The organism is Streptomyces avidinii, assembly GCF_014650695.1.
GTDB classification, from domain to species: Bacteria; Actinomycetota; Actinomycetes; order Streptomycetales; family Streptomycetaceae; genus Streptomyces; species Streptomyces avidinii.
Map to the genome: position 1 here is coordinate 1 of NZ_BMVL01000024.1, position 7,515 is coordinate 7,515.

At 72.1% G+C, this 7,515-nt stretch carries 7 protein-coding genes; 2 read left to right on the forward strand and 5 right to left on the reverse strand.

All coding sequences use genetic code 11. The features are described 5' to 3' along the window. The first annotated feature begins 680 nt into the window (after window positions 1-680). The gene (trpS, locus tag IE257_RS36105) at window positions 681-1,685 is read left to right on the forward strand and encodes a tryptophan--tRNA ligase (protein ID WP_189974083.1); all 1,005 of its coding nucleotides are present in this window, start codon (window positions 681-683) and stop codon (window positions 1,683-1,685) included. A gap of 51 nt (window positions 1,686-1,736) precedes the next feature. Here trpS and proC read toward each other — a convergent pair whose 3' ends face one another. The 5 genes from proC to IE257_RS36130 all read right to left on the reverse strand — a co-directional run bounded on the left by proC (window position 1,737) and on the right by IE257_RS36130 (window position 5,238). Further along, entirely contained in the window at window positions 1,737-2,546 is an 810-nt protein-coding gene (gene proC / locus IE257_RS36110) for a pyrroline-5-carboxylate reductase (RefSeq protein WP_189974084.1), read from the reverse strand. A gap of 101 nt (window positions 2,547-2,647) precedes the next feature. Beyond that, window positions 2,648-3,403, reverse strand: coding sequence for an ABC transporter permease (locus tag IE257_RS36115; protein ID WP_189974085.1), 756 nt, complete (start codon window positions 3,401-3,403; stop codon window positions 2,648-2,650). Beyond that, on the reverse strand, window positions 3,400-4,212 hold the full coding sequence (locus IE257_RS36120) for an ABC transporter ATP-binding protein (RefSeq protein WP_189974086.1): 813 nt from the start codon (window positions 4,210-4,212) through the stop codon (window positions 3,400-3,402). The genes IE257_RS36115 and IE257_RS36120 overlap by 4 nt, the downstream gene beginning before the upstream one ends. Window positions 4,213-4,268: 56 nt before the next feature. After that, window positions 4,269-4,796 carry a hypothetical protein gene (locus IE257_RS36125; protein WP_189974087.1) on the reverse strand — a complete coding sequence of 176 codons (528 nt, stop codon included), beginning with the start codon at window positions 4,794-4,796 and terminating at the stop codon, window positions 4,269-4,271. A 142-nt stretch (window positions 4,797-4,938) separates the two neighbouring features. Further along, window positions 4,939-5,238: a peptidase gene (locus tag IE257_RS36130; protein ID WP_189974088.1), complete on the reverse strand. Its 300-nt coding sequence runs from the start codon at window positions 5,236-5,238 to the stop codon at window positions 4,939-4,941. A 105-nt stretch (window positions 5,239-5,343) separates the two neighbouring features. On the opposite strand from IE257_RS36130, the gene IE257_RS36135 reads away from it, so the two are divergent. Next, complete coding sequence (locus IE257_RS36135; RefSeq protein WP_229920872.1) at window positions 5,344-7,491, forward strand: serine/threonine-protein kinase; 2,148 nt, start codon at window positions 5,344-5,346, stop codon at window positions 7,489-7,491. Window positions 7,492-7,515: the final 24 nt, after the last annotated feature.

A 7,515-nucleotide genomic window follows, 5' to 3' on the forward strand; every position in this document is an offset into this window, starting at 1 on the left:
CGCGACATCCGCTGGGGCTTTCCTCCGGGCTTTCGTTCTGTTCTTGCGTTTCCGACTCTATCAGAGCCAGTCCAGCTCCGCTTTCCAGGTTTTCGCTTTCGCGTTTCCCTTTCCGGCGGTTCCGACTCTATCAGATCCTTTCGGGCCTGATCCCCGGTCAGCGGGGTTTGTCTGCCGGGCTGTTGGGCCCTTTCGACGAGTGAGACAGTAGCGGATTCCTTGCCCCCGAACCTAATCGGCGACTGCGTCCTGGAACGCGGATTCCTCATTCGCAAATACGCATGAAAACGAGACGACGGAGTGCGTCGTTCGTTCGAATGTGTAGTGCGGGATGAGCTGTCCGGGGACCGACCGGGGTCGGCGCTCACTTCGGACAACTCGAAGAACCTTACGGACCGGGCACACCAGTGTCAACCCCCGCCGACCCGCCGCGACGCGGTGCCCGAAACACACCGCGTCTCCGTGCCCGTCCGTCTACGCTGGGTCCATGACTACGCATGCGCTCACGCTCAGCCTCTGCTGGTGGGCCGCCTGACGGCGGCCGACCTTCCACGCGAGCACGCATGCGCTCACGGCCGCCGCTACGGCGGCCGTTTCTGTTTCTCCCTCCCGGGAGTGGCTCGGTCGCCCGTCGCGGTGGCGCCGACACCACTCACGCACGACAGAGGGAGAACAAGGACATGGCGACGAAGAGGATCTTCAGCGGGATCAAGCCCACCGGGCACCTGACGCTGGGGAACTACCTGGGGGCCGTCCGCCAGTGGGTCACCGCCGAGTACGAGCCGGAGTGCGCGCTGTTCTGTGTCGTCGATCTGCACGCACTCACCGTGGAACACGAGCCCGCGCGCGTACGGAGGCTGAGCCGGCAGGCGGCGACGCTGTTGCTGGCGGCCGGGCTGGATCCGGCGCGGTGCACCCTCTTCGTGCAGAGCCACGTCGACGAGCACACGCGGCTGGCCTACCTGCTGGAGTGCACCGCCACCGACGGGGAGCTGCGGCGGATGATCCAGTACAAGGAGAAGGCGGCGAGGGCGCAGGTCTCCGGAGAGGGCGTGCGGCTGTCGCTCCTCACCTATCCCGTGCTGATGGCCGCCGACATTCTGGCGTACGAGGCCCAGGAGGTGCCGGTCGGAGAGGACCAGCAGCAGCACGTCGAGCTGACCCGGGATATCGCGGTGCGGTTCAACCAGCGCTACGGGCACACCTTCACCGTCCCGCGGGCCACGCTTCCGGCAGTGGCCGCACGGGTCATGGATCTGCAGGACCCGACGTCGAAGATGGGCAAGTCGCACGACAGTGGGGCGGGAATCGTCTATCTGCTCGACGAGCCGGGGGTCGTGCGCAAGAAGGTGATGCGGGCGGTGACCGACAGCGGGGACGGCGGCGTGCTCTACGACCGTCGGACGCGGCCGGGAGTCGCGAACCTGCTGGACATCCTGGCGGCGTGCACCGGGGGCGATCCGGCCGCGCTCGCCGACGGGTACAGCGGCTACGGCGCCCTGAAGCGGGACGTCGCCGACGCGGTGGTCGAACTGCTGCGGCCCGTGCAGGAGCGGCATGCCGAGCTGGCGGGCGATCCGGCCCAGGTGGAGAAGGTGCTGCGGGAGGGGGCCGGGCGGGCCAGGGAGCTGGCGCGGCCGGTGGTGGACCGGGCGTACCGGGCGATCGGCTTGCTGGAGCCGTGACCGTGACGGGTGGGGCTCCGCGTGCCGCGGGGCCCCACCGGTACGGGTGTCTCAGCTGTTGCCGGAGGCGAGCTCGCGGCTGCGGTCGCGGGCCGCCTCCAGGGCGGCGATGAGCGCGGCGCGTACACCGTGCCGCTCCAGTTCGACGATGGCGTTGATCGTCGTACCGGCCGGGGAGGTGACGGCCTCGCGGAGCTTGACCGGGTGTTCGCCGCTGTCGCGGAGCATCACGGCGGCACCGATCGCGGCCTGGACGATCAGGTCGTGGGCCTGGGCGCGGGGCAGGCCGAGGAGGATGCCGGCGTCGGTCATGGCCTCGACGAGGAAGTAGAAGTAGGCCGGGCCGGAGCCGGAGAGGGCGGTGGCCGCGTCCTGCTGGGACTCGGGGACGCGCAGGGTCTTGCCGACGCTGCCGAAGATCTCCTCGGTGTGGGCGAGGTGGGCCGCGGTGGCGTGGCTGCCGGCGGAGATGACGGACATGGCCTCGTCGACGAGGGCCGGCGTGTTCGTCATGACGCGGACGACGGGGGTGCCGGGGCCGAGGCGTTCCTCGAAGAAGGCGGTGGGGACGCCGGCGGCGCCACTGATGACCAGGCGGTCCGCCGGTACGTGCGGGGCGAGCTCGTCGAGGAGCTTGGCCATGTCCTGGGGCTTGACGGTGAGGATGAGGGTGTCGGCGCGCTTGGCGGCCTCGGCGTTGGAGACGGCCTCGACCCCGTAGCGGGAACGGAGTTCCTCGGCCCGTTCGGTGCGGCGGGCGGTGACGAGGAGCTTCGAGGCGGGCCAGCCGCCGCGGATCATTCCGCTGAGCAGGGCCTCGCCGATCTTGCCGGTACCGAGGACTGCGACTGTCTGGGTCATGCCCGATCCACCTCGCCGAACTGTTCTTGCGCGTGAGCTACCTATACGTCTTCATCCTTGCACCCGGGCGGGCAGCGGGGGCGGGGCTGTCCGCAGTGCGGTCAGGGGGTGCGGCGGCGGAGGGTGACCGCGCCGAGGGCGAGTACGAGCAGGGCGCAGGCGGCGACGATCCCGGCGTCGCGGACGAATTCGGCGGTCATGTCGGTGTGGGTGAGGACCTGGGTCATGCCGTCGACGGCGTAGGACATGGGCAGCACGTCGGACAGGCCTTCGAGGACCGGGTGCATGGTGTCGCGGGCAGCGAAGAGGCCGCAGAGGAGGAGCTGCGGGAAGATCACCGCCGGCATGAACTGGACGGCCTGGAACTCGGAGGCCGCGAAGGCGGAGACGAAGAGTCCGAGGGCGGTGCCGAGGAGGGCGTCGAGCAGCGCCACGAGGAGGAGCAGCCAGGGGGAGCCGACGACGTCGAGGCCGAGGACCCAGAGGGCGAGGCCGGTGGCGAGGACGGACTGGAGGACGGCGACGGCGCCGAAGGCGAGGGCGTAGCCGGCGATGAGGTCGCCCTTGCCGAGCGGCATGGCGAGGAGGCGTTCCAGGGTCCCCGAGGTGCGTTCGCGCAGGGTGGCGATGGAGGTCACCAGGAACATGGTGATGAGCGGGAAGATCCCGAGGAGGGACGCTCCGATGCCGTCGAAGGTCTTGGGGCTGCCGTCGAAGACGAAGCGCAGCAGCGTGAGCATCAGTACGGGGACCAGGAGCATCAGCGCGATGGAGCGCGGGTCGTGGCGGAGCTGGCGCAGCACGCGGGCGGCGGTGGCGGCGGTGCGGGCGCCGCTCATGGCGGTCATGGCGGTCATCGGCTCTGCTCCGGGGTGAGGGCGGCGTCGGCGGCGTTCGCGTTGGCTTCGTCGACGAGGCGCAGGAAGCCCTCCTCGACGGTGGTGGAGTGGGTGCGGGTGCGCAGTGCGTCGGGGGTGTCCTGGGCGAGGATGCGGCCCTCGCGCATGAGGAGCAGGTCGTGGCAGCGCTCGGCCTCGTCCATGACGTGGGAGGAGACGAGGATCGTGGCGCCGCGGGTGGTGGTGATGTCGTGGAAGAGGTTCCACAGGTCGCGGCGCAGGACGGGGTCGAGTCCGACGGTGGGTTCGTCGAGGACCAGGAGCTCGGGGGTGCCGAGCAGGGCGACGGCGAGGGAGACGCGGCTGCGCTGGCCGCCGGAGAGGTTGCCGGCGAGGGCGCCGGCCCGGCTGGTGAGGTCGACGTCGGTGATGGCGCGGGTGACGGCGGCGGCGCGGCGGTCGGCGGCGGCCCGGCCGGGGTCGAGGACGGCGGCGAAGTAGTCGAGGTTCTGCCGGACGGTGAGGTCGTCGTAGACGCTGGGCGCCTGGGTGACGTAGCCGATTCGGGAGCGGAGCCGCGGGTGGCCTGCTGGGTCGCCGAGGACGTCGAGAGTGCCGGTGACGTGGGCCTGGGTACCGACGATGGCGCGCATGAGCGTGGACTTTCCGCAGCCGGAGGGGCCGAGGAGGCCGGTGATGCGGCCGCGGGGGACGTCGAAGGCGAGCGAGTCGAGGACCGTGCGCAGGGTGCGGCCGGTGCCACGGCGGACGCTCAGGTCATGGGCGTGGACGGCGGCCGGGTCTCCCTCGGGCTGGTTATTCATCATGTGATGAATAATGCTCCTGGCGGTGCCGGGACGTCAATCGCCGGGAAGGATGCGGACTACTTCTTGCGCTTGGGGCGGCGCGCGGCCGGGTTGCCCGTACGGGTGCTGCGGCGGCGGGCGTATTCGGCGCGGGCGCTCTCGTACTCGGCGCGGCGGAGCTTCTCGCCCGGCGCCTCGCCGAGGCAGCGCAGGAAGTACGCGATCAGGGAGCCGATGAAGCCGATCGTCTTCAGGCCCTTGAGGGCGGCCTCGTCGGAGGACGGGGCGGGGCGGCGGCTGAAGGAGGCCCAGGTCTTGGTGAAGGCGATGGAGCTGGCGATCGCGAAGAGGACGACGACCGAGATGCTGAGGAAGGGGCCGACGTTGCCGATCTCCAGGCCCTCGTAGGAGAGGCGGAGCAGCAGGGCGGCGGAGACTGCGGTGGCCAGCGAGCCGATGGCGAGGCCGACGCGGCGCAGGGCGTAGCCGCCGTCGTGGTCGACCCACGTGGTGCCGAAGAACCGGATCGGCTCGGGCTGCGGGCCGGTGGGCGCCGCGGCCTGGGCCGGCTCGGCGGGGGTCTGGTCTCGCTGGTCGTCGCTCACGTCAGCGATTATCCCTCGCCGGGCCGGTCGGGCCGGGTGCGTCTCACGTGTCAGACGGCTCCGACACGTGTCGTTGCCGTGGCCGGTCCCCGTCCCCCCACGGAACGCGACACGGAACCCTGCACGGAACGCGGGACGGAATTCAGCAGCGGGTGGCGACGTAGCCGTCGCTGTCCGTCCTGACGTAGGCGTCGGAGACGAACTGTCCGTTGCCGATGCAGTCCCAGATGTCGGTCGTGCCGTACGGACCGGAGACCGTCGTACCCGGGCCCTGGCAGCGGATCGAGACGTACGAGTCGTAGGGCAGGACCTTGACCACGGAGTAGCTGGTGCCCGGGCCGCTGCGGACGTTCACCCGGTAGCCGGGCGCCACCGGGAACGTCTGGAAACCGGACTCGGCGGCGAGGCTCTGGACCTGGCCGGACTCGCTCTTTTCGGACATGCGAAATCTCCCCCCTGAGCGTTGCGCTTCGCAACTCGCGCAGGGTAGCAGGACCTTGGAGATCCTCAGGGGGCATCGACTAGGCTCCGGCGGGGGTGGTCAGCGGTGCAATCGCTGCGCAGGGATCGGCCGGGCTTTCCGGAGTACGCCGGGCAGTACCGGCTGGAATCCGTCCTGGGTTCGGGCGGCATGGGTGTCGTCCACCTCGCCACCTCCGCCTCGGGGCTGAAACTCGCCGTCAAGATCGTGCATCCCGAGCACGCCGTGGATCCCGAGTTCCGGGCCCGGTTCCGGCAGGAGGTCGCCGCCGCGCGCAAGGTGAGCGGCGCTTTCACCGCGCCCGTCGTGGACGCCGACCCTGATGCCGAACGGCCTTGGATGGCCACGCTGTTCATCGACGCGCCGACGCTCTCCGAGCGGGTGCGGGAGCAGGTGCTGGAGCCCGTCGAACTGGCCCGGCTCGGCGCCGGACTGGCCGAGGCGCTGCGCGACATCCACCGGGCCGGCGTGGTGCACCGGGACCTGAAGCCGAGCAACGTCCTGATGGCGCCGGACGGGGTGCGGGTCATCGACTTCGGAATCTCCCGCCCGGCGGACAGCGATCTGCGCACCGAGACCGGGAAGCTGATCGGGACACCGCCCTTCATGGCACCCGAGCAGTTCCAGCGGCCGCGGGAAGTGGGACCCGCGGCGGACCTGTTCGCGATGGGCGCCGTCCTCGTGCACGCGGCGACCGGGCGCGGCCCCTTCGACTCCGACAGCCCCTACCTGGTCGCGTACCAGGTCGTCCACCACGACCCCGACCTGACCGGGCTGCCGGCAGAACTGATGCCGATCGTCGAGCGCTGCCTCGCGAAGGACCCGGCCGAACGCCCCACGCCCGACGCGCTGATCAGCGAGCTGCGGGCGCTGGCCTATCCCACGTCGGAGGACACCCGGGCCTTCATCCCGAGCCCGCGGCGCCCGCAGCGGGTGGAGGAGAGCACCCACCGGCGGGACCGGATCGCCCCCGCGCCCGTGCCCGCTGCCCGGCCCCGGCGGCGGGCGCGGCTGTTCATGACGGTGGGCATCGTGCTGCTGGTGACCGCCGGGGCGCTCGGCGGGTACCTGGCCCTCGGTGCGGACGCGGGCTCCCCGGACGCGTCGGACCCGTCCGCCGTGCACGCCGCCGCCACCGGGGCGGGCGCCGCGACGCCGTGGGCGGTACCGGCCGGCGAGCGGGGGCAGGGCAACCCCTTTCCGGCCTGCTCCTGGTCGGCCGGGGCCCTGTACTGCTCGGGGCCCGGGCTGGCCGCCACCCGGCTCGACCCCGCGAGCGGCTCCGTGCTCTGGTCCGTACGCGGCGCCGCACCCGAATCGCGGATGACACCGAATCCGGCCCCGCTGCACGCCGCCGGGCTGGTGCTCGCGGTGGACGACGGCGGGAAGACGCTCCGGGCGCTGGATCCGGCGGCCGGTGTGCAGCGCTGGAAGCGGAGCCTGCAGCAGGGCGCGCAGGTGGTGCCCGTGGGCGAGCTGCTGCTGGTCACGGGCCCGGACGGGAACGTCACGATGCTGGACGCGGCCACCGGTGCGGCGCACTGGACGCACCGGCTCGGCGGACCGGGCTCCGTCTGGTTCGCCGGACCGGACCAGACCGGCGGCGCCGTCCCCTACGTGTCCACCCAGGCGGCGGACGGGAAGTCCACGCAGATCAGCGCGGTCGACCCGGCGAACGGCACGGTGCGCTGGCAGGTCCGCAACCCGTCACTGCTGGAACCGGTCGGCGCGGCGGCCGGCGGGCTGTACCTGCTGGAGGGCGACTCGCGGTCCGCGTCCGGGGCGGTGAGCAGGGCGGTCGTACGGGTGGACCTCGCGACCCGTGCCGTACGCAGGACCGCGCTGGCCGCACCGCTGCTCGACGCGCAGGCCGCGGTCGGCCCGGACGGGCGGGTGTACGCCTTCGGGACGGGCGGCGCCCTGACCGCGGTCGGGGCGGAGCGCGAGGACTGGCGGCTGGAGACGGGCGTGGCCGTGGGCTCGCGGCCGGTGGTCCACGACGGGCGGATCCACCTGACGGCGTCCGACGGGCGGACGCTGGCCGTGGACGGCGGCGGCCGACTGCTGGGCCAGACGAAGCCCCGGATCGGGGCCGGGCCCGGCGGCTACACCTCGACCCTGCCCGCACCGGTGGTCGGGGACGGGCGGCTGTTCGGCAGTGCGCCCGACGGGACGGTGTTCGCGGTGGCCGCGGGCGCGCCCGCCGCCTGGTGACACGGTGACATGCGGGCGCCCCCG